21 protein-coding genes are annotated in these 19,838 nt (G+C 61.5%); 13 read left to right on the forward strand and 8 right to left on the reverse strand.

All coding sequences use genetic code 11. The features are described 5' to 3' along the window. Window positions 1-381 precede the first annotated feature (381 nt). The 3 genes from hrpB to FHX03_RS32505 all read left to right on the forward strand — a co-directional run bounded on the left by hrpB (window position 382) and on the right by FHX03_RS32505 (window position 4,828). On the forward strand, window positions 382-2,847 hold the full coding sequence (gene hrpB / locus FHX03_RS32495; RefSeq protein WP_183857289.1) for an ATP-dependent helicase HrpB: 2,466 nt from the start codon (window positions 382-384) through the stop codon (window positions 2,845-2,847). Between the two features lie 23 nt (window positions 2,848-2,870). Continuing rightward, on the forward strand, window positions 2,871-4,181 hold the full coding sequence (locus FHX03_RS32500; RefSeq protein ID WP_097625136.1) for an ActS/PrrB/RegB family redox-sensitive histidine kinase: 1,311 nt from the start codon (window positions 2,871-2,873) through the stop codon (window positions 4,179-4,181). 68 nt (window positions 4,182-4,249) lie between these two features. Further along, window positions 4,250-4,828 carry an ActR/PrrA/RegA family redox response regulator transcription factor gene (locus FHX03_RS32505; RefSeq protein WP_097625154.1) on the forward strand — a complete coding sequence of 193 codons (579 nt, stop codon included), beginning with the start codon at window positions 4,250-4,252 and terminating at the stop codon, window positions 4,826-4,828. Window positions 4,829-4,840: 12 nt separating this feature from the next. Here the strand turns inward: FHX03_RS32505 and FHX03_RS32510 are convergent, their stop codons facing one another. Next, entirely contained in the window at window positions 4,841-5,335 is a 495-nt protein-coding gene (locus FHX03_RS32510) for an MmcB family DNA repair protein (protein WP_003589465.1), read from the reverse strand. 179 nt (window positions 5,336-5,514) lie between these two features. On the opposite strand from FHX03_RS32510, the gene FHX03_RS32515 reads away from it, so the two are divergent. Continuing rightward, the gene (locus FHX03_RS32515; RefSeq protein WP_097625135.1) at window positions 5,515-6,198 is read left to right on the forward strand and encodes a L,D-transpeptidase; all 684 of its coding nucleotides are present in this window, start codon (window positions 5,515-5,517) and stop codon (window positions 6,196-6,198) included. 72 nt (window positions 6,199-6,270) lie between these two features. Here FHX03_RS32515 and FHX03_RS32520 read toward each other — a convergent pair whose 3' ends face one another. The 5 genes from FHX03_RS32520 to hslV form a co-directional block, all read right to left on the reverse strand. Further along, window positions 6,271-8,442 (reverse strand): malate synthase G, encoded by a 2,172-nt coding sequence (locus FHX03_RS32520; RefSeq protein ID WP_183857291.1) that lies wholly within the window; start codon window positions 8,440-8,442, stop codon window positions 6,271-6,273. A 91-nt stretch (window positions 8,443-8,533) separates the two neighbouring features. Next, a complete protein-coding gene (locus FHX03_RS32525) occupies window positions 8,534-9,940 on the reverse strand; it encodes a cytochrome P450 (RefSeq protein WP_183857293.1) in 1,407 nt (468 codons plus the stop codon). 48 nt (window positions 9,941-9,988) lie between these two features. After that, window positions 9,989-10,936: a DUF1402 family protein gene (locus tag FHX03_RS32530; protein WP_097625132.1), complete on the reverse strand. Its 948-nt coding sequence runs from the start codon at window positions 10,934-10,936 to the stop codon at window positions 9,989-9,991. A gap of 189 nt (window positions 10,937-11,125) precedes the next feature. Then, complete coding sequence (gene hslU, locus FHX03_RS32535; protein WP_097625131.1) at window positions 11,126-12,433, reverse strand: ATP-dependent protease ATPase subunit HslU; 1,308 nt, start codon at window positions 12,431-12,433, stop codon at window positions 11,126-11,128. Window positions 12,434-12,524: 91 nt separating this feature from the next. After that, window positions 12,525-13,052 (reverse strand): ATP-dependent protease subunit HslV, encoded by a 528-nt coding sequence (gene hslV, locus FHX03_RS32540; protein WP_003583308.1) that lies wholly within the window; start codon window positions 13,050-13,052, stop codon window positions 12,525-12,527. Window positions 13,053-13,228: 176 nt separating this feature from the next. On the opposite strand from hslV, the gene hisB reads away from it, so the two are divergent. From hisB to coaA, 9 genes are read left to right on the forward strand one after another with little or no spacing between them, the layout of a single operon-like run. Then, on the forward strand, window positions 13,229-13,837 hold the full coding sequence (gene hisB / locus FHX03_RS32545) for an imidazoleglycerol-phosphate dehydratase HisB (RefSeq protein ID WP_054185459.1): 609 nt from the start codon (window positions 13,229-13,231) through the stop codon (window positions 13,835-13,837). 22 nt (window positions 13,838-13,859) lie between these two features. After that, complete coding sequence (locus tag FHX03_RS32550) at window positions 13,860-14,345, forward strand: DUF2628 domain-containing protein (protein WP_183857295.1); 486 nt, start codon at window positions 13,860-13,862, stop codon at window positions 14,343-14,345. Window positions 14,346-14,347: 2 nt separating this feature from the next. After that, window positions 14,348-14,998 (forward strand): imidazole glycerol phosphate synthase subunit HisH, encoded by a 651-nt coding sequence (gene hisH, locus FHX03_RS32555; RefSeq protein WP_097625129.1) that lies wholly within the window; start codon window positions 14,348-14,350, stop codon window positions 14,996-14,998. A gap of 52 nt (window positions 14,999-15,050) precedes the next feature. Beyond that, a complete protein-coding gene (locus FHX03_RS32560; protein ID WP_097625128.1) occupies window positions 15,051-15,233 on the forward strand; it encodes a hypothetical protein in 183 nt (60 codons plus the stop codon). Further along, window positions 15,230-15,787: a hypothetical protein gene (locus FHX03_RS32565; RefSeq protein ID WP_097625127.1), complete on the forward strand. Its 558-nt coding sequence runs from the start codon at window positions 15,230-15,232 to the stop codon at window positions 15,785-15,787. The genes FHX03_RS32560 and FHX03_RS32565 overlap by 4 nt, the downstream gene beginning before the upstream one ends. A gap of 6 nt (window positions 15,788-15,793) precedes the next feature. Further along, window positions 15,794-16,540: a 1-(5-phosphoribosyl)-5-[(5-phosphoribosylamino)methylideneamino]imidazole-4-carboxamide isomerase gene (gene hisA, locus FHX03_RS32570; protein ID WP_183857297.1), complete on the forward strand. Its 747-nt coding sequence runs from the start codon at window positions 15,794-15,796 to the stop codon at window positions 16,538-16,540. Then, entirely contained in the window at window positions 16,541-17,329 is a 789-nt protein-coding gene (hisF, locus tag FHX03_RS32575; protein ID WP_003589481.1) for an imidazole glycerol phosphate synthase subunit HisF, read from the forward strand. A 17-nt stretch (window positions 17,330-17,346) separates the two neighbouring features. Further along, window positions 17,347-17,670: a phosphoribosyl-ATP diphosphatase gene (locus FHX03_RS32580; RefSeq protein WP_003589483.1), complete on the forward strand. Its 324-nt coding sequence runs from the start codon at window positions 17,347-17,349 to the stop codon at window positions 17,668-17,670. After that, window positions 17,667-18,662, forward strand: coding sequence for a type I pantothenate kinase (coaA, locus tag FHX03_RS32585; RefSeq protein WP_183857299.1), 996 nt, complete (start codon window positions 17,667-17,669; stop codon window positions 18,660-18,662). Before FHX03_RS32580 ends, coaA begins: the two co-directional genes overlap by 4 nt. Window positions 18,663-18,682: 20 nt before the next feature. Here the strand turns inward: coaA and FHX03_RS32590 are convergent, their stop codons facing one another. Both FHX03_RS32590 and arfB read right to left on the reverse strand, forming a co-directional pair. Next, the gene (locus tag FHX03_RS32590; RefSeq protein ID WP_183778546.1) at window positions 18,683-19,300 is read right to left on the reverse strand and encodes an alpha-ketoglutarate-dependent dioxygenase AlkB family protein; all 618 of its coding nucleotides are present in this window, start codon (window positions 19,298-19,300) and stop codon (window positions 18,683-18,685) included. 1 nt (window position 19,301) lies between these two features. Further along, on the reverse strand, window positions 19,302-19,745 hold the full coding sequence (gene arfB / locus FHX03_RS32595; RefSeq protein WP_097625121.1) for an alternative ribosome rescue aminoacyl-tRNA hydrolase ArfB: 444 nt from the start codon (window positions 19,743-19,745) through the stop codon (window positions 19,302-19,304). Between the last annotated feature and the right edge of the window lie 93 nt (window positions 19,746-19,838).

The raw sequence follows: 19,838 nt of genomic DNA on the forward strand, positions 1-19,838 counted from the left end.
GCCGCCCTCGTTCAGTGAGTGGGCTTATAGAACTAACCCTCCCAAACAGTCAACACACATACCCAAAGTTTTTTGACATTTTTGTAACAGGTTGAAAATGAAGGGCTTTTAGCGCTCATCTCTCAAAACGAAGAAATCCACCGCCCAATCGGGCGGTTTTTGAGATTCGCTTTTGCCGAATCCCCAGAGAAAGGCTTCGGCGAGGGAGCAAGGCTTATATGGGAAGCCCGAAGCGGAATTCCAGGTGCTTGCCTATAGCGCGCCTCACTCGCTAGTCTCGGAGGAAAGACCGATCCGGCGGAGTGAAGGATGCTTGTTCTCGACGACGAACAGCTGGCCGGCGCCATCCTTCCTTGCCTATGAGACGATGACAGGACGAAAGTGACAATCAGTGCATCATTGCCGGAGCTTCCGGTTTCACATGTCCTGCCGGCCGTCGGCGCCGCCCTGGCCGAGCAGAAACGCGCCGTTCTTTCCGCGCCGCCCGGCGCCGGCAAGACGACACTGGTGCCACTTTACCTGCTCGACCAGGCCTGGCGCGGCGACGGCAAGATCATTCTGCTTGAGCCGCGGCGGCTGGCAGCGCGGGCGGCGGCAAACCGCATGGCATCATTGCTCGGTGAACAGGTTGGCGGCACGGTCGGCTACCGCATGCGCCTCGACAACAGGATATCGGCGGCGACACGGGTCGAGGTGGTGACCGAAGGGGTTTTTGCCCGGATGATCCTCGACGATCCGGAACTCGCCGGGGTCTCGGTCGTGATTTTCGACGAATTTCACGAGCGTTCGCTGGATGCCGATTTCGGGCTGGCGCTGGCGCTCGACGTCCAATCGGCGCTGCGCGAGGATTTGCGGATCCTCGTTATGTCGGCGACCCTCGACGTCGAGCGTGTGGCGGCCCTGCTCTCTCATCCACCTGTCATCGAAAGCCTGGGACGCAGCTTTCCGATCGATACGCGTTACCAGGATCGACCAGGCGGCCTGCGTATCGAGGATGCGGTCACGCGGGCGATACTTGATGCCCATGCCGATGAAACCGGCTCGATCCTCGCTTTCCTGCCCGGTCAGGCGGAAATCACCCGAACCGCGGAACGCCTGCAGGGACGATGCGGAAGCGAAACACTGATTGCGCCGCTCTATGGCAATCTTGGCCAGAAAGAGCAGGACGCGGCGATACGACCGGCGCCCAAAGGAATGCGTAAGATCGTGCTGGCGACGTCGATCGCCGAAACCTCGATCACTATCGACGGCGTCAGGATCGTGATCGACAGCGGGCTGCAGCGTCTGCCGGTGTTCGAAGCGTCGACCGGGATCACGAGGCTGGAGACGGTGCGCGTGTCGCGGGCGTCGGCCGATCAGCGGGCCGGTCGTGCCGGCCGAACGGAACCGGGCATCGCCGTCAGGCTATGGCACCAGGGACAGACGGCGGCCCTGCCGGCCTTCACACCGCCGCAGATCCTTTCCAGCGATCTTTCCGGGCTGGTGCTCGATCTCGCCCATTGGGGCGTTCAGGATCCGGGATCGCTTGCCTTTGTCGACCAGCCGCCGGAGACGACGCTTAAGGAAGCGCGCGTGCTGCTCGGCCAACTCGGTGCGCTCGACAAGGATGGAGCGCTGACGGCGCGCGGCAAGGTCATGCGCAATCTCGCCTTGCCGCCGCGGCTTGCCGCCATGGTCGTTTCTGCAGGCGAATCGGGGCACGCCCGGGATGCGGCATTGATCGCCGTGCTTCTGACCGAACAGGGAATGGGCGGGACGAGCATCGATATCGAGGAGCGGCTGCGACGCTTCAAGGCCGAGCGCGGCGAAAGAGCGGAGGCCTCGCGGCGGCTGGCGGGACGGCTGGCAAGCGGCCTCGACAGAGTGACCGCCACGGCGCCGGCGCTTGCGGGCCAGTTGCTGCTGCATGCATTCCCGGATCGAATCGCCCTTCAGCGCGGCGGGCGCGGCCGATTCGTGATGGCGAACGGGCGCGGCGCGGAACTGCCGGAAACCGAGAGGCTGGCCGGCAGCCAGATGCTTGTCATAGGCGATCTCACCGGGCGGGCGGCGCAGGCGCGGGTTCTGGCGGCGGCCGAGGTGACACGCGGCGACATCGAAGCCGAGCTGCCCGACGAGATCAGAACCGGCGATCAGATCTTTTTCGACCGGCAAAGCCGGCAGATACGGGCGCGGCGGGCAACCCGGCTGGGTGCGATCGTCTTCGAAGAGACGCCCTTGCCCCGACCTTCCGGCGCCGCCGTCACCCAGGCGCTGGTGGAGGGGGTGCGCGAACTCGGGCTCGATCATCTCGCCTTCTCGAAGGAGGCCGTGCAACTTCGCGAGCGAATTGGATTTCTTCACCGGACGATCGGCGATCCCTGGCCCGATGTCAGCGACGATGCCCTGCTTTCCCGGCTGGACGACTGGTTCGGCCCGTTTCAGACGGAGGCCCGCGGCCTCTCCGAGATTTCCGCAGCCGGGCTTTCGAACGGGCTGATGTCCCTGGTGCCGCACGAGTTGCAGCGCGACCTTAGCCGACTTGCGCCGACCCATTTCGAAGCGCCGACGGGTCAGAGGCATCCGATCCAATATGAGGGCGAGGAGCCGGTGCTGACGATCCGCGTGCAGGAGCTGTTCGGGCTGAAGCAGCACCCGGCGATAGCCGGAGGCCGCCTGCCGCTGCTGCTCGAACTGACCTCGCCGGCGCATCGGCCGATACAGACGACCCGCGACCTGCCGGGCTTCTGGGCCGGCTCATGGAAGGATGTGCGCGCCGATATGCGCGGCCGTTATCCGCGGCATCCCTGGCCGGAGCGGCCGCAAGAGGCATTGCCGACGACACGGGCAAAACCGCGTGGTACATGAGGACCATTTGAGGAGTCCTCGGCATGATCGACAAGACGGAAAGCCATGCGCTGGAAGACCGGCACAGCAGCCGCAGGCTGCGCCTGCAGACGCTGGTGCGGCTGCGCTGGCTTGCGGTCTGCGGACAGGCGCTGACGGTGTTTATCGTGGCCTTCTGGCTGAAATTTCCCTTGCCGCTGATTGCCAGCTCCTCTTTGATCGCCGCGCTTGCCTGGGTGAATTTCTATCTGACGATCCGCTATCCGCCGACACACCGGCTGGGACCGCCGGCCGCCTTTGCGCTGCTCGGCTTCGATCTTCTGCAGCTGTGCGCGCTGCTCTTCATCACCGGCGGCCTCGCCAACCCTTTCGCAGCCCTCGTCTGCGTGCCTGTTATCATCTCGTTTGCCTCGCAGCCGATCCGTTACAGCACGGCGCTTATCGGCTTCGCGATGGTCTGCATCACGGTGCTTGCCTTTTCGCCCTTTCCGCTGCCGTGGTTCGACGGCGTCGAGATCAATGTCCACAACGTCATGCAGTTCGGCGTCTGGTGTTCGATCGCCTCGACGATGGCATTCGCCGCCTTCTATGCCTATCGGGTGTCGATGGAGGCGAGCCAGCTTGCTGATGCGCTGGCTGCGACCGAACTGGTGCTGCAGCGGGAAAAGCATCTTTCGCAGCTCGACGGACTGGCGGCTGCGGCCGCCCACGAACTCGGCACGCCGCTTGCGACAATCAGCGTCGTCGCCAAGGAAATGGAGCGCGAACTCAAGGACGACGATCGTTTCCGCGAGGATGTGATGCTGTTGCGCAGCCAGAGCGAGCGCTGCCGTGACATCCTGCGGCGCTTGACGACACTTTCCTCGGAAGGAGAAGCGCATATGCGCCGCCTGCCGCTTTCCTCGATGATCGAGGAGATCGTCGCGCCACACCGGGAGTTCGGCATTACGCTGGAGCTGATCGAAAAGAGCCCGCGCAAGGACGAGCCGGTGACCGACCGCAACGCCGGCATCATGTATGGGCTCGGCAATCTGATTGAAAACGCCGTCGATTATGCCAGGGAGAAAGTAAGGATCACCGTCGAGCATGATCACGACAAAGTGCTGATCGTCATCGAGGATGACGGCAACGGTTACGCCCCCGATATTCTGACGCGGATCGGCGAGCCTTATATGACCAAGCGGCAAAAGGAGGATACGGCGGGCGGCCTCGGGCTCGGGCTTTTCATCGCCAAGACGCTGCTGGAGCGCTCGGGCGCATCGTTGATTTTCGAGAATCGCGACCCGGAAAGTGCGGGGGCGCGTATCCGGATCGAATGGCCGCGCATGCTGATCGACGCAAATTCGACAAAGTGACTTTGTCGGCATAAGTAGGATATAAGCGGTTGACGCAGATCGGGCGTTCAAGCGCCAGGGCCAAGACGATGACAGACCATAATCACGAAAATTTCGCCGCTGGGGATGAAGACCATATTGGTCCCGACGCCAGCCTGCTGATCGTCGACGACGACGGACCGTTCCTGCGCCGGCTGGCCCGGGCGATGGAGACGCGCGGTTTCCAGGTGGAAACGGCCGAATCAGTGGCGGAAGGCGTTGCGAAATCGAAAGGCAGGCCGCCGAAATATGCGGTGGTCGACCTCCGGCTCGGCGACGGCAATGGGCTCGATGTCATCGAAGCGATCCGCCAGCGACGCGACGACACCAGGATCATCGTGCTGACCGGCTACGGCAATATCGCAACCGCAGTGACCGCCGTAAAACTCGGCGCCGTCGATTACCTGGCAAAGCCCGCGGATGCCGACGACGTCTTTTCGGCGCTGACGCAGAGGCCGGGCGAAAAGGCCGAGCTTCCCGAGAATCCGATGTCGGCTGACCGGGTGCGCTGGGAGCACATCCAGCGGGTCTATGAAATGTGCGAGCGCAACGTCTCGGAAACGGCGCGCCGCCTCAACATGCACAGGCGGACACTGCAGCGCATCCTCGCCAAACGCGCGCCGAAATAGCCAAGACATCCGTCAAACATCATCGACGGTGAACGGCTTTCCGTTCGCCCATTCGGCCATCATCAGCCGTTGCGCGGCGGCGCGCGAGAAATTGAGCGTGACGGATTTGCGTGTGGCCGGGGCCAAACGGTGTTCCGGCGCTTCGCGAATCATATGGGCGCCATAACCATCCGAGAGGAAAAGCCCGCACTCCTCGGGAAAGATGTCGAGCGGTACACCTTCGTGAGTCGCAAAGAACAGCCGGTCGCAGTGCAGCCGGTATTCCGGCCATTTGCGATCCACCCTGAAATCCTCGATCGACGTCTTGATTTCGATGATCCAGACCTCGCCCTTTTCCGAAACGGTGATCAAATCAGCACGGCGGCCGCTGGCCAGCGGCAGTTCGGGCAGCACGGCATGGCGCATTTCATGCAGCAAAATCTGCGTTCCGCGCCGCACCATCATGGCTCTGTCCGATTGCCGGCCATCGATTAACGGATTGTTATTGTAAACGCTCAAAATCGTCATGGATAACCACAGTAGGGGCTGGCGTGTTGTTGCAAAAAAACCATGCGCTTCTAATTTGCGCCGCAGACGGATTTGTCGCGCTGCAGTAGCCTTGCAAAGCGCAAGTTAATCGAAAATAAACCATAATCAACGATGGTCGAAAGACTGTTCTCCTTGCCCTAAAACTTCAAGAGTCATCTATGCGCATCCGCAATGCATTCCCGGTATTTGGCCTGCTGACGACGCTCGCACTGGCCGGTTGCTCCTCGACATCAGACAGCGCATCCGTCGACGACAAGGGCGCAGGCCCGACCGTACAGACAGCCCAGATCTTCAACGACGCCTATGGCGTGACGAAGGATGCCGGATATTCTCTGCCGGCGATCCCGATCGACAGGGTCAAGCCGCAGTTCCGCCGCCAGGTCGTCAGCTACCAGACCACCGAGCGCCCGGGTACGATCATCGTCAACACGCGCGAGCGCTTCCTCTATTACATCCTCGCCAACGGCAAGGCGATGCGTTACGGCATCGGCGTCGGCAAGCAGGGCTTCGCATGGGCCGGCACCGCCTACGTCGCCTGGAAGCAGGAATGGCCGACCTGGCACCCGCCGAAGGAAATGGCCGTTCGCCGCCCTGACGTCGCCAAGTATGTCGAGGACGGCATGGGCCCGGGCCTCAGCAATCCGCTCGGCGCGCGCGCCATGTATCTCTTCAACGAGGATGGCAAGGACACGCTGTTCCGCCTGCACGGCACGCCGGAATGGGCCTCGATCGGCACCGCCGCTTCCTCGGGCTGCATTCGCCTGATGAACCAGGACGTGATCGACCTTTACAGCCGCGTCCGCCCCGGCAAAGGCACGTCCAAGGTCGTCGTTATCCAGTAGGGTATAGACCGAATTCGGTATAAAAAAGGCCGCCGAACTGTCGTTCCGGCGGCCTTTTCATATTCTATACCCTCAACCGGTCGGCTTCGCCTTCAGCTCGAGGCGGCGGCGGTGAAGCACCGGCTCGGTATAGCCGTTCGGCTGCTCCCTGCCCTTCAGCACGAGGTCGAGGGCGGCCTGGAAGGCGATCGAGCCGTCGAAATTACCGGCCATCGGCTGGTAGAGGGGATCCGCCTCGTTCTGCCGGTCGACGACGGCCGCCATGCGCTTCATGGTTTCGACGATCTGGGCCTCGGTGACGACCTTGTGGTGCAGCCAGTTCGCCATGTGCTGGGCCGAGATGCGCAATGTGGCGCGATCCTCCATCAGGCCGACATTGTTGATATCGGGCACCTTCGAGCAGCCGACGCCCTGATCGACCCAGCGTACGACGTAGCCGAGGATGCCCTGGGCATTGTTATCAAGTTCGCGCTGGATTTCCTCCGGCGTCCAGTTCGGCCGTACCGCGACCGGCACGGAGAGAATATCGGAGAGCTTGGCGCGGGCACGGTCCTTCAGCCCCTGCTGAACCCTGGCGACATTGACCCGGTGATAATGGGTGGCATGCAGGGTCGCGGCCGTCGGTGACGGGACCCAGGCAGTGTTGGCGCCGGCCTTCGGGTGGGCGATCTTCTGCTCCAGCATCGCCGCCATCAGATCCGGCATCGCCCACATGCCCTTGCCGATCTGGGCGTGGCCGGCGAGGCCGCATTCCAGGCCAATGTCGACGTTCCAATTCTCATAGGCCGATATCCAGGCTGCCTGGCGCATGTCGCCCTTGCGAATCATCGGGCCGGCTTCCATCGAGGTGTGGATCTCGTCGCCGGTGCGGTCGAGGAAGCCGGTATTGATGAAGACGACCCGCTCGCGGGCAGCACGGATGCATTCCTTGAGATTGACCGTCGTACGGCGCTCCTCATCCATGATGCCCATCTTGATGGTGTTGCGCTCCATACCAAGCGCATCTTCGACCCGCGAAAAGATTTCGACCGCGAAGGCGACCTCTTCGGGCCCATGCATCTTCGGCTTGACCACATACATGGAGCCGGCGCGGGAATTTTTCCTCCGGCCGGCCGGGCCGATATCGTAAAGCGCGATCAGGCCGGTGATGACAGCATCCATGATACCCTCCGGCACTTGCCTGCCGTCGCGGTCGATAATGGCCGGATTGGTCATCAGGTGGCCGACATTGCGCACCAGCATCAGCGAGCGGCGATGCAGCTCGAAGGCAGCGCCATCCGGACCGGTATAGTCCAGATCCGGGTTGAGCTTGCGGATGAAGCTCGCCCCGCCCTTTACCACTTCCTCCTGCAGATCGCCCTTCATCAGGCCGAGCCAGTTGCGATAGACTACGGTCTTGTCCTCGGCGTCGACGGCGGCAATCGAATCCTCGCAGTCCATAATCGCCGTGATCGCCGATTCCAGCCAGACATCGGAAATATGAGCCGGATCGGACTTGCCGATTGCCGTCGTCGCATCGATGACGATCTCGATATGGATGCCGTTGTTCTTCAAGAGAATATGCGTCGGGGCCGCAGCATCGCCGCGATAGCCGGCAAAATGCCCGCCATCGACAAGCATTGCCTGTTCGCCATCGGTCGATCGGAGAACGAGCACCCCATCCTTGATAGCGAAACCGCCTACGTGCTTCCAGCTGCTGTCCTGCAGCGGTACCGCTGTGTCGAGGAAATCGCGCACCCAGGCGATGACCTTCTCGCCCCGCTTCGGATTGTACCCTTTGCCCCGTTCGGCGCCGTCGCTCTCCGGAATGGCGTCCGTGCCATAGAGCGCATCGTAGAGCGAGCCCCAGCGCGCATTGGCAGCGTTCAGCGCATAACGGGCATTCATGACGGGAACGACGAGCTGCGGGCCGGCGATCAAGGCGATCTCGGGGTCGACATTTTGGGTCGAAACCTGGAAGTCCGATCCTTCCGGCAGGAGATAGCCGATCCCGCGGAGGAAGGATTGGTAGTCGTCCATATCCGTAGGCGCGCCGTGCTGGCGATACCAGTCGTCGATCTTGATCTGCAGCTCGTCGCGTCTTGCCAGCAGGGCACGATTCCTCGGGGCGAGATCGTGGACGATCGCCGAAAAATCGGCAAAGAACTTGTCCGCATCGATCCCCAGACCCGGCAGAACCTCCTGGACGAGGAAATCATGAAGGACGGCTTCGATGGCAAGACCGTTCTTATCAATGCGGCTCATGCGACATTCTCCCTGGCAACGACTTTGAATGCTGCCACTTTGCCCGGCTTTCATTCACAGTCAATTCCGCAATAATTCGAAAGATTTATGCTTATCGGGAAATTATGCGCGGTGTCACCTGCATCGGCAGGCCGTTCTGCGGCTGCGTCGTCAGCTTTTGTACCGGCCAGGGATTGGTCTCATCGGTGGAATCGAAACGATATCGATGCACCAGCACGGCAAGGGCAATCACCGCCTCCTGAAGCGCAAAGGTTGCGCCGATGCAGACACGCGGACCGGCGCCGAAAGGCAGGAACTGGAAGCGGCCGATGGAGCCGCGGTTTTCCGGCAGGAAGCGCTCGGGCATGTAGGCGCGCGGCCTATCCCAATAGAGTTCGTGGCGATGCAGCGTCCAGGGCATGATGAGCACGGTGATCCCGGCCTCGAGCTCGACCCGCTCGCCCTTGGGGCTTGTCCAGGAGTCATCCGATATGGCGGCGCGATTGATGGATGGCGCCGGCGGATAGAGGCGTAACGTCTCCTCGAAGGCAGCGCGCGTTTGCGGCATCATATCCAGCCATTCCACAGGTTCGGCCCCGGTGGCGAGCACCGCGTCGATTTCCATCTCCATCGCCTCGCGGATATGCGGGCTGTTCGAGACGCAATAGAGCGTCCAGGCCAATGCCCGTGCCGTGGTCTCATGCCCGGCGCCGATAAAGGTCAGAATATTGTCTTCGATTTCTTCCTTCGTCAGCCCGTCGGGGCCGGCCTGGTCCAGCAGCAGGGTCAGGAAATCTTCGGGTGCTGTGGCGCGATTCGCCTTCATCTTTGCGGTTCGCATATCCATCGTGTTGCGGACGATAGAACGGAATTTCTCCAGCACTGTCTGACCGCCGATGCGTGTCACACGTGGAACCCAGGAGGGGGCGCGCATCAGGTCCATCGGATCGACGCGGCCCATGCGATGCAGGAGAGCATTGACGTCATCGGCGAAATGGCCGCTCGAGGTGACGATTTCGCCTGAAAATAACGTGTCGGCGAGAATCGCGAAGGTCAGCTCGGTCATATCAGTGCTGATATCAAAAATTGCCCCCGTCTCGCCGGCACTCTGATATTTGCGGGCATAATCTTCCGACTGGCGCAGCATCTGCCCGGCAAAACCCTGGGCATGGCGAGGCGTGAAAACCGGCGCCACCGCCTTGCGTGATCTCTTCCAGACGGGACCTTCTGCGGTCAGGAGGCCGTCACGCAGGATCGGACGCAGCACCAGCTGGCGAATGTCCGACATGCGATAATTGCCGGCATTATCGACCAAAACATGCTTGATCAGACCGGGATCGTTGACGATCAGCGTGTGTTGCCCAAAGAAGCTCGTCTTTATCCAGGGCAGCGTATAGGACGGCTCGCCCCAGAGTTCGAGCGGATTGCGCAGGATGATGCGGATGATTTCCAACCGGCTTGGCGGCACGGTGCGCGGCAGCGGTGCCGGCGGAAAGAAGGGATCAGGACGCATGTCCATCGTCAAAGCCTTTCGGGGAAGATCAGCGCCTTCCCGGCAAGCTTGAAGCTAGAGCAGGCCCTTGAGTTCGTCCAGCTTGTCGTTGATCAGCCAGCCGTAATAATTCTCCTCCGGCCAGACGGTCGCACCCGAAGAGCGGTTCTTCGCAGCGAGTGCGGCGGCGCGCTGGCGCGAGTTGCCGACATTATAAAGCGTTGCCGTCAGACCGGGGTTGCCTGAGATATCCATGCCGGCAATCTCCCTGTAATCGTCGATCGACCGGCGGATCGAGGCGGCGACGAAGGCGAGCGATATGTCGGGATCCATGATCGCCCTGTAGACCGCGCCGGCATTCTTCTCGTTCAGTTTCGGATAACCGGAGACGCGGGCCACGAGATCGGAGAGCATCAGCGCCGTCAGCGGATTGACCTGGCCGAGGCCGAAGGTCTGGCCGGCGTAGAAGGGCTGAAAGAAGACCGCGCTGAAGCGGTTGTTGGGGAAGCTCTTGCCGCCCACCGTCTTGCCGCGAAAATCGCTTTCCCAGACATCTTCGCGGCAGGACCACAGCGTGTAGGAATCACTCTTGCCTTTGCATTCGGCAAATTGCGGCCGCGCCACGAATTCATCGACGTTTTCGCCGTCATAGGCGAAGCGGAAGCTTTCACCGGCATAGGAAGCGGCCTTGACATAATAGGATTGCAGCCGGTCGTAGGCGTCGACGTTATAGGTGTGTTCGCCGACGATCGCGCCGACGACATGGATGGGATTGATGCCGTAAGCGCTGGAGACCTTGCGAATCTTGGCCATCAGCTCGCGATCGGTCGCCAGCAGGTCGTGGACCTTTTCATATTTCAGATCGAAGCTGCTCTTGGTTCCCTTGGTGCGCCTGACGGAAGCGCCCGGAATATCGGGCTGTTCGGCATGACGATTGCCGGCCGGCACCGTCTGCATGGCGAAGGCAGGCGCCGAATTCACCAGGGCAACGGCAATCAAAAGGCTTGTCAAAAGGCGTCGCACGATCCGCTATCCCGTCCCGTTCCATCGTCGTGTTTGCGATGCGGCTGACTGGACCAGAATCTTGGCCGAATAAAGCCGGAGCGGAAAACAAAACGGGCCTTCACTAAAAAGTAAAAGGCCCGCTGTCGAGAGAGAGTGCGTGACAATCCGGCATTCACGTCGGGAAAGACATGGACCGGTGCGCCGATATCACAAAATGAAACGCGAGAGATCGGTATTCTGCGCGAGATCGCCGACATGTTCGCGCACATAGGCGGCATCGATGGTGACGGCCGTGCCGCCGCGATCGGGGGCGTTATAGGAAATATCGTCCAGGACCCGCTCCATCACCGTCTGCAGCCTGCGGGCGCCGATATTCTCGACGGAGGAGTTCAGATGCACGGCGACATCGGCGAGCGCATCGATCGCGTCGTCGGTGAATTCGAGGTTCAGGCTTTCGGTCTCCATCAGTGCGCGGTACTGGCGGATGAGGCTTGCTTCCGTCTCGGTCAGGATCCGACGGAAATCCTCCTTGTTCAGCGGGCGCAATTCGACGCGGATCGGCAATCGGCCCTGCAGCTCCGGCAGAAGATCGGAGGGTTTGGAGACATGGAAGGCGCCTGAGGCGATGAAGAGGATATGATCCGTCTTCACCGGCCCATATTTGGTCGAAACTGTCGTGCCTTCGACGAGCGGCAGAAGGTCGCGCTGGACGCCTTCGCGCGACACGCCGGCACCCATGCCGCCGTCGCGGGCAGCGATCTTGTCGATTTCGTCGAGGAAGACGATACCGTCATTCTCTGTGGAGCGAACGGCCTCGCGCTGGATGACCTCATTGTCGATCAGCTTGTCGGATTCATCGCGGATCAGATCGGTATAGGAGGCCTTGACCGTCGTGCGGACCTTCTTGGTGCGGCCGCCCATCGCCTTGCCGAACATCTCCGACAGGTTGAGCACCCCAATATTGGCGCCTGGCATGCCGGGTATTTCGAAGCCTCCCATGCCGGAACCGGCATCGGCCACCTCGATATCGATCTCCTTGTCGTCGAGCTCGCCGTCCCTCAGCTTCTTGCGGAAGTTTTCGCGGGTAGCGGGCGAAGCCGTGGTGCCGACCAGCGCATCGAGAACACGCTCCTCGGCGCTGACATGCGCCTTGGCCTGGACCTCGGTCCGCTTCTTCTCACGCACCAGACCGATGCCGACCTCGACCAGATCGCGGATGATCTGCTCGACATCGCGGCCGACATACCCGACTTCGGTGAATTTGGTGGCTTCCACCTTGATGAAGGGCGCGCCGGCGAGTTTTGCCAGGCGGCGGGAGATCTCGGTCTTGCCGACACCGGTCGGGCCGATCATCAGGATGTTTTTCGGCATGACTTCGTCGCGCAGACTCGGGTCGAGCTGCTGGCGGCGCCAGCGGTTGCGCAGCGCGATCGCGACGGCGCGTTTGGCGTCATGCTGGCCGATAATGTAGCGATCGAGTTCGGAAACGATCTCGCGGGGGGAAAAGGTCGTCATTGCGTGTCATTCTCCTGGTGGTCCAGGGCCATCAGCGCCCGGCCGCAAATACATCTTTGTTCGCCGCGGGAGCGGCCGGAAGGCCTCAGATTCAGCCTTCGACATCCAGCGATTCCACCACGATATTGTGGTTGGTGTAGACGCAGATGTCGGCGGCGATTTCGAGGGCGCGGCGCGCGATCTCTTCAGCCGATTTGTCGGTATCCATGAGGGCGCGGGCGGCGGCGAAGGCAAAATTGCCGCCAGAACCGATCGCCGTCGTGCCATGCTCGGGCTCCAGAACGTCGCCATTGCCGGTGATCGCCAGCGTGATCGACTTGTCGGCGACGAGCATCATGGCTTCGAGATTACGCAGGTATTTGTCGGTGCGCCAGTCCTTGGCGAGCTCGACAGCGGCGCGCATCAGCTGGCCGGGATATTGCTCCAGCTTCTTTTCAAGCCTTTCGAGCAGGGTAAAAGCATCGGCCGTGGCGCCGGCGAAACCGGCAACGACTTCGCCCTTGCCGATGCGGCGCACCTTGCGGGCATTGCCCTTCATGACGGTCTGGCCGAGGCTCACCTGGCCGTCACCGGCCATCACCACCTTGCCGCCTTTTCGAACTGTAATGATCGTTGTCATCAAACACCTGTCTGCCCACGACGCGGGCGTTTACGCGAGACCACACATTGGCCCTGTTGAGCCCTATGTAAGGGGGCCGGCGCCGTTTGCAAATGGGCCGGCTTTTCTCTTGCCCGGCTTCTGGATATTTGCCGATCCGCCTGATAAGGAACGGCCTTATTCCGATGGAGGGCCATATGGCCGAGACCGCAGCAAGCCGCACGGGCAGTGTTTCCCGCAAGACCAACGAAACCTCGATTTCCGTCTCCGTCAATCTCGACGGCACCGGCAAATCGAAGATTTCGACCGGCGTCGGCTTCTTCGATCATATGCTCGACCAGCTTTCGCGGCATTCGCTGATCGACATGGAGATCGAATCCCAGGGCGATCTGCATATCGACGACCACCACACGGTCGAGGATACGGGCATCGCCATCGGCCAGGCGATCTCCAAGGCGCTCGGCGACCGGCGCGGCATCACGCGTTACGCCTCGATTGATCTGGCCATGGACGAGACGATGACCAAGGCCGCGGTCGATCTGTCCGGCCGGCCGTTCCTCGTCTGGAACGTCGCCTTCAGCGCGCCGAAGATCGGCACGTTCGATACCGAACTCGTTCGCGAATTCTTCCAGGCGCTCGCCCAGAATGCCGGCATCACCTTGCATATTCTCAACCATTATGGCGCCAACAATCACCATATTGCCGAGACATGCTTCAAGGCCGTCGCCCGCGCATTGCGCACGGCGACAGAGATCGATCCGAGACAGGCCGGCCGTGTACCTTCGACGAAGGGCACGCTCGTCTGAGCCCCTCAAGGGAGCGGCGACAATGACATCCAGCTATATTTTCCTGACGCCGCCCGGCGGCACGCGCGCCACGGTCGAAGAGACCCGGACCATCCGTGACGGCTTCACGCTGCTCGGCTTTCTGTTTCCATGGGTTTGGCTGCTCGCACATCGGCTGTGGCTGCATGCGGCCGCGGCCTTCGTGCTGCAGGCGATCGGCGGTGCGTTGATGGACGAGCCGGGCCTCGGGCTGGCGGGAGCGGCCCTCCTGCTGGGCGTGAATGTGCTGGTCGGCCTCGAGGGCCAGAATTTCCGCATCCGCCACCTCGCCGCCAAGGGGTGGACCGAAGATGGGCTCGTTGCAGCCGATACGATCGCCATTGCCGAGGACGTCTATTTCTCGGACAAGGCGGCCGTTGCCGACAGCAACAAGGACACCGCACCGGACTGGGAGAACAAGACCCGTCCGAACAATCCGCCTGGCCAAGCCACCTCGCTTGGTCTCTTTGGTTTTGATGGAGGACGCTGACGATGCGCGTCGCGATTATCGATTATGGTTCCGGCAATCTGCGCTCGGCGACCAAGGCTTTCGAACGGGCCGCCCGTGAAGCGGGCATCGATGCGCATATCGATCTCACAGACAAAGCCGAAAATGTTGCCGCCGCCGATCGTATCGTGCTTCCCGGCGTCGGCGCCTATGCCGATTGCCGGCGCGGGCTCGATGCCGTGCCCGATATGGCCGAGGTGCTGATCGAAGCGGTCGAGAAGAAGGCGCGGCCGTTTCTCGGAATCTGCGTCGGCATGCAGCTGATGTCCTCGCGCGGGCTCGAGAAGACCGTGACGCACGGTTTCAACTGGATCCCCGGCGACGTCGTCGAGATGACGCCCGATGATCCGGCGCTAAAGATCCCGCAGATCGGCTGGAACACGCTCGACCTGAAGCGCGAACATCCGTTGTTCGACGGCATTCCGACGGGGTCCGAGGGGCTGCATGCCTATTTCGTGCATTCCTATCATCTTGCCGCCGAGAACGCCGACGATGTCATCGCGACCGTCGACTATGGCGGTGCGATGACCGCTCTCGTCGGGCGCGACAACATGGTCGGCGCCCAGTTTCACCCGGAAAAGAGCCAGAAGCTCGGCCTGGCGCTGATCGCCAATTTCCTGCGTTGGAACCCGTAATACCGCCGCCTTATTTCCCCTTTATGGAAACGGCGGAACAGGAGTGCGCTCGATGCCGGCTTCGCGGAAATCAGGCAAGGTGTTCTACATGCTGAGACCCTCCAGAGAAGGTCTGCCGCCGTTCTCGGATATCCGGCTTCCCGACGGAACGATCATCCGCCGTGTCGATGAGACCATTCACAAAAGAGCGCTTTCCAATGCAGCCAAAGCGATGAAAGAAAGGCTGGACCGATGATCCATGAATTTCTTGCCGGCAACGAGAATTCGCAGCTGCGCGCCAACGGCATCAACGCCGACGATATCGCTGAGGCCGTGCTGGAATTTTATATTGAAGGCGAGGACGATCTCATCGGCCTGCTTGCCTATGCCCTTTACGAGCGACAGAAGCGCGATTTCGTCCTCAGCTATCGCAAGCGCAACGCCGGCCGTTCTCCCAACGAGGCCGAGCTTGCCGCGGTCGCCAGCAATTATCTCTCCACCGACCTGCGCAATACGCTGCGCGATCGCGCCTCGCAGATCCTTTCGACTTATGCCGAAACCTATGTAGAGGCGATGGAGCCGGAAATCCGGCTCGCCGCCGTCAACAGCCAGGCGCTGCGAGAGGTGCGCGACATCGAGACATCAGTGAAGCGGCGCCTCGGCTTCTGGCGTCAGGTTCGGGCCGGTTTCACCGTCACCCTGCTGCTTCTTCTGCTTTTCGGCGCGGCCACCATTGCCGCTGTCTTTTTTCACTCGGATATCGTAGATGCGTGGAATGCGCTGATGGTACCGACCACTCTACGGACGTAAGACGACATGATCCTTTTTCCCGCGATCGATCTGAAGGGCGGCCAATGCGTCCGCCTGAAGCTCGGCGACATGCAGCAGGCGACGGTTTACAACACCGATCCGGCCGCCCAGGCGAAATCCTTCGAAGACCAGGGTTTCGAATGGCTGCATGTGGTCGATCTCGACGGCGCCTTTGCGGGACATTCGGCCAATGGCGACGCCGTGGAAGCGATCCTCAAGGCAACACAAAATCCGGTGCAGCTCGGCGGCGGCATCCGCACGCTCGATCATATCGAGGCATGGCTGTCGCGCGGGCTGCGGCGCGTCATTCTCGGCACCGTCGCGGTCAGAAATCCTGATCTGGTCATCGAAGCCTGCCGGAAATTTCCCGGTCACGTCGCCGTCGGCATCGATGCCAAGGGGGGCAAGGTGGCCGTCGAGGGCTGGGCTGAAGCTTCCGAACTCGGTGTCATCGAGCTCGCAAGGAAATTCGAAGGGGCCGGCGTCGCCGCGATCATCTACACCGATATCGACCGTGACGGCATCCTTGCCGGCATCAACTGGGCCTCGACGCTGGAACTTGCCGAGGCCGTCTCCATTCCGGTCATCGCCTCCGGCGGCCTTGCCTCTCTCGACGACATCAGGCGTATGCTGGAGCCGGATGCGCAGAAGCTCGAAGGGGCAATTTCAGGCCGGGCGCTTTACGACGGCCGTATCGACCCCGCGGAAGCACTGGCGCTGGTCAAGGCCAGCAGGGCAAAGGAGACTACGTAAATGACCCTCAAGGCCCGTGTCATCCCCTGCCTCGACGTCAAGGACGGCCGCGTCGTCAAGGGCGTCAATTTTCTCAATCTCGTCGATGCCGGCGATCCCGTCGAAGCGGCGAAAGCCTATGATGCGGCCGGCGCCGACGAGCTCTGCTTCCTCGACATCACCGCTTCTTCGGACAATCGCGAGACGATCTTCGATGTCGTGTCGCGCACGGCCGACCAATGCTTCATGCCGCTGACGGTCGGCGGCGGGGTGCGCACCATCGCCGATATACGCAAGCTCTTGCTGTGCGGCGCCGACAAGGTCTCGATCAATTCGGCAGCGGTCAGCAATCCCGACTTCGTCACGGAGGCGGCCGACAAGTTCGGCGACCAGTGCATCGTCGTCTCGATCGACGCCAAGCGCAGACGCACGCAGGCGGTCGGCGGCGACAATCTCAGCGCCTGGGAAATCTATACGCATGGCGGCCGCAATGCGACCGGCATCGACGCCGTCGAATTCGCCCAGAAGATGGTTGAACGCGGCGCCGGCGAATTGCTGGTCACCTCGATGGACCGCGACGGCACCAAGGTCGGCTACGATCTGGAGCTCACGCGGGCGATTGCCGATGCGGTGCGTGTGCCTGTCATCGCATCCGGCGGCGTCGGCGATCTCGACGATCTCGTCGCCGGGGTGAAAGAGGGTCATGCCAATGCCGTTCTCGCCGCATCGATCTTCCACTTCGGCACCTATTCCGTCGGCGAGGCGAAGCACTATATGTCGAAGTGCGGCATCGACATGCGTCTCGACTGAACCTTGAAAGCGGACATATGAGCGGATTTTCCCTTTCCGATCTCGAAAGCATCGTCGCAGAGCGCTCGACAGCCTCGCCGGAGCAATCCTGGACGGCGAAGCTCGTCGCCGCCGGCCAGCCGAAGGCGGCCAAGAAGCTCGGTGAAGAGGCGATCGAAGCGGTGATGGCGGCGGTGACCGGCGACCGCGACAATCTGACCTATGAAGCCGCCGATGTGCTCTATCACCTTTTGGTCGTATTGAAGATTGCTGAAATACCGTTAGAGAATGTCATGGCCGAACTCGAGCGCAGAACCGCGCAGTCCGGCCTCAAGGAAAAGGCCGGCCGGCAGAGTTCATGAGTATCGCGACTGAGATTATCGGGGTGCCGGAAACGTTGGATCACTTCCAGTCGGACTCCTATTCGCCTTATCACTTCTTCTCTTCCGAACAATGGGCGAAGTTCCGCGCCGACACGCCGTTGACGCTGACCAGCGACGAGGTCAAACGGCTGCGCTCGATGGGCGACCCGATCGATCTCGACGAGGTCAGGCGCATCTATCTGTCGCTGTCGCGGCTGCTGTCGGCGCATGTCGAATCCTCGCAGATGCTGTTCGAGCAGCGCAACCGCTTCCTCAGCATCTCCGATGTGACGAAGACGCCTTTCGTCATCGGCATCGCCGGCTCGGTCGCCGTGGGAAAATCGACCACGGCCCGTGTTCTCAAGGAACTGCTGGGGCGCTGGCCTTCGAGCCCGAAGGTCGATCTCGTCACCACCGACGGCTTCCTTCATCCGAATGTCGTGCTGCAGCGGGAAAAGCTGATGCAGCGCAAGGGTTTTCCGGAGAGTTACGACACGGCCGCAATCCTGCGCTTTCTCTCGGCGATCAAGGCCGGACAGCCGGATGTCAAGGCGCCGAGCTATTCGCACCTCGTCTATGACGTGCTGCCGGACGAATACAAGATCGTCGACCGGCCGGACATCCTGATCTTCGAGGGCATCAACGTATTACAATCGCGCGACCTGCCGGCCGGCGGCAAGATCGTGCCGATGGTCTCCGACTTCTTCGACTTCTCGATCTATATCGATGCCGCCGAAGACCTGATTCACAACTGGTACGTCGCACGTTTCATGCGGCTGCGCGAGACCGCCTTTCGCGATCCGAATTCCTATTTCCATCGCTACGCTTCGATCAGCGACGCGGAAGCGCTCGAAATTGCCGGGGATCTCTGGGCGAACATCAACCTGAAAAACCTGCGGCAGAACATCCTGCCGACGCGGCCGCGCGCCGATCTGATCCTGAAAAAAGGCAAGGATCACCTGATCGAACAGGTCGCGCTGCGGAAACTATAGCAGGCGATCTTTGCTGACCATCAGCTTGGAGGATTGACGCGGCGCAGCGTCAGATTGATGCGGCCGCCATTCTTCAAGAGCGTCGACGTCGCCGGATGAATGCGGTCGACGCCGTGAAAACACAGTCTCCCCTCGCCGCCCAGAACGACCAGATCGCCGCTGGAGAGCTTGACGGATAGCGTGCGATCATTGCGGCTGAGGCCGCCGACGCGAAAAAGGCAGCTGTTGCCGAGCGAGATCGAGACGACCGGCGCCTGCAAATCCCTCTCGTCCTTGTCCTGATGCAGGCCCATGCGGGCTTCGTCGGAATAGAAATTGATCAGGCAGGCTTCCGGCGGTTTGTCGTAGCCGGCAACATCATTCCAGATATCGAGCAATTCCTGCGGCAGATCGGGCCAACGCCTGCCGGTTGCCGGATGCGTCGGCTGGTAGCGATAGCCGCGCTCCTTGTCGGTCACCCAGCCGAGCGGCCCGCAATTGGTCATCCGCACCGACATCGGCTTGCCGGTCCCGGGCATGACGGGCACATAAAGCGGCGCCTCGGCGACAATCGTGCGGATCACCTCGACCAAGGCCTCCTGACGGGCCCGATCGAGATAGCCGGGAAGATGGCGAATACCGCTCAAGAACTCCAGCATGTCATTCACCACTGCCGCCGCCAGGGCGGCCACGCATTTTCTTGACTTCCGAGCGGCCGGATTTTTCCTTCAGGCGGCGCTCGACCGAACCCTTGGTCGGCTTGGTCTTCTTGCGCGGCGGCGGCGGCGGCTTGGCGGCCTCCAATATCAATTCCTTCAGCCGCTCGCGCGCATCCTCGCGATTGCGGTCCTGGCTGCGAAACCGGCTCGCCTCGATCATCAGCACGCCGTCCTTCGACAGACGCCGACCGGCGAGCTTGACCGCATTGGTTTTGACACGATCGTTCAGCGACGGCGAATTCGGGATATTGAAAAACAGCTGAACCGCGGTCGAGACCTTGTTGACATTCTGCCCGCCGGGCCCGCCCGCCAGAACGAACTGTTCCGTCAGCTCCCATCCTGATATGGTGATCCTGTCGTCGATATAGAGTGCGTCGCTGGCCATGCGCCGTTCTATCTCACATCGGCAGCCAGTTGAAAATATCGGCCGTCAACCGAAAAACCCGGCAATCCTGCGACGCCGGGTTTCACGTGAGTC

The organism is Rhizobium sp. BK456, from assembly GCF_014194045.1.
Lineage (GTDB): Bacteria > Pseudomonadota > Alphaproteobacteria > Rhizobiales > Rhizobiaceae > Rhizobium > Rhizobium redzepovicii.

Coding starts and splice junctions, on each gene's coding strand:
- FHX03_RS32500 (WP_097625136.1), top strand. CDS start 2,871: ATGATCGACAAGACGGAAAGCCATGCGCTGGAAGACCGGCACAGCAGC.
- FHX03_RS32505 (WP_097625154.1), top strand. CDS start 4,250: ATGACAGACCATAATCACGAAAATTTCGCCGCTGGGGATGAAGACCAT.
- FHX03_RS32510 (WP_003589465.1), bottom strand. CDS start 5,335: ATGACGATTTTGAGCGTTTACAATAACAATCCGTTAATCGATGGCCGG.
- FHX03_RS32515 (WP_097625135.1), top strand. CDS start 5,515: ATGCGCATCCGCAATGCATTCCCGGTATTTGGCCTGCTGACGACGCTC.
- FHX03_RS32520 (WP_183857291.1), bottom strand. CDS start 8,442: ATGAGCCGCATTGATAAGAACGGTCTTGCCATCGAAGCCGTCCTTCAT.
- FHX03_RS32525 (WP_183857293.1), bottom strand. CDS start 9,940: ATGGACATGCGTCCTGATCCCTTCTTTCCGCCGGCACCGCTGCCGCGC.
- hslU (WP_097625131.1), bottom strand. CDS start 12,433: ATGACGACCTTTTCCCCCCGCGAGATCGTTTCCGAACTCGATCGCTAC.
- hslV (WP_003583308.1), bottom strand. CDS start 13,052: ATGACAACGATCATTACAGTTCGAAAAGGCGGCAAGGTGGTGATGGCC.
- hisB (WP_054185459.1), top strand. CDS start 13,229: ATGGCCGAGACCGCAGCAAGCCGCACGGGCAGTGTTTCCCGCAAGACC.
- FHX03_RS32550 (WP_183857295.1), top strand. CDS start 13,860: ATGACATCCAGCTATATTTTCCTGACGCCGCCCGGCGGCACGCGCGCC.
- hisH (WP_097625129.1), top strand. CDS start 14,348: ATGCGCGTCGCGATTATCGATTATGGTTCCGGCAATCTGCGCTCGGCG.
- FHX03_RS32560 (WP_097625128.1), top strand. CDS start 15,051: ATGCCGGCTTCGCGGAAATCAGGCAAGGTGTTCTACATGCTGAGACCC.
- FHX03_RS32565 (WP_097625127.1), top strand. CDS start 15,230: ATGATCCATGAATTTCTTGCCGGCAACGAGAATTCGCAGCTGCGCGCC.
- hisA (WP_183857297.1), top strand. CDS start 15,794: ATGATCCTTTTTCCCGCGATCGATCTGAAGGGCGGCCAATGCGTCCGC.
- hisF (WP_003589481.1), top strand. CDS start 16,541: ATGACCCTCAAGGCCCGTGTCATCCCCTGCCTCGACGTCAAGGACGGC.
- FHX03_RS32580 (WP_003589483.1), top strand. CDS start 17,347: ATGAGCGGATTTTCCCTTTCCGATCTCGAAAGCATCGTCGCAGAGCGC.
- coaA (WP_183857299.1), top strand. CDS start 17,667: ATGAGTATCGCGACTGAGATTATCGGGGTGCCGGAAACGTTGGATCAC.
- FHX03_RS32590 (WP_183778546.1), bottom strand. CDS start 19,300: ATGCTGGAGTTCTTGAGCGGTATTCGCCATCTTCCCGGCTATCTCGAT.
- arfB (WP_097625121.1), bottom strand. CDS start 19,745: ATGGCCAGCGACGCACTCTATATCGACGACAGGATCACCATATCAGGA.